Origin of the sequence: Falsiroseomonas oryzae (genome assembly GCF_027856955.1) — a bacterium.
Taxonomy (GTDB): domain Bacteria; phylum Pseudomonadota; class Alphaproteobacteria; order Acetobacterales; family Acetobacteraceae; genus Falsiroseomonas; species Falsiroseomonas oryzae.
In genome coordinates this window covers 1-521 of record NZ_JAPSMD010001032.1, presented here as the reverse complement: position 1 = coordinate 521, position 521 = coordinate 1, and the positions used below count along the sequence as shown (strand labels likewise).

1 protein-coding gene is annotated in these 521 nt (G+C 79.1%); it reads left to right on the top strand.

Annotation, left to right across the window (positions count from 1 at the left end; translation table 11 throughout):
- The coding region (locus OZN99_RS33355) for a DUF2336 domain-containing protein (RefSeq protein WP_270939444.1) at positions 1-521 on the top strand (521 nt) is incomplete at both ends.

The window sequence follows — 521 nt, the reverse complement described above, 5'->3', positions numbered from 1 at the left end:
CGCCGCCCCAGGCCGGGCTTCTGCTGGCGGAGGATCCGGACGCGGCGGTACGGACCGCGCTGGCGCGGCGCGTGGGCAAGCTGGCGCCGGGGCTCAGCGCCGCGGCGCAGGACCGGCTGGCGCGGATCACCGGGGCGATCCTCGGCCGGTTGGTGGCCGATGCGGCGGTGGAGGTGCGCGCCGCGCTGTCGGAAGCCGTGGCGGGGCTGCCGGACGCGCCGCGCGAGCTGATCCTGCGCCTGGCGCGCGACACCGAGATGCCGGTGGCGGGCCCGGTGCTGCGCCTGTCGCCGTTGCTGACGGAGGCCGAGCTGCTGGCGCTGGTGGCGCAGCCGCCCGCCCCCTTCACCCGCCGCCTGGTTGCCGCCCGCCCCCGCCTGACCGAGCCGGTGGCGGAAGCGGTCGCCAACTCCGCCGATTCGCCGGCCATCGTGGCGCTGCTGGGCAACCCCTCCGCGGCGATCCGGGAGGCGACGCTGGACCGGCTGGTGGCCGGGGCGGCGGAGGAGCCGGCCTGGCAG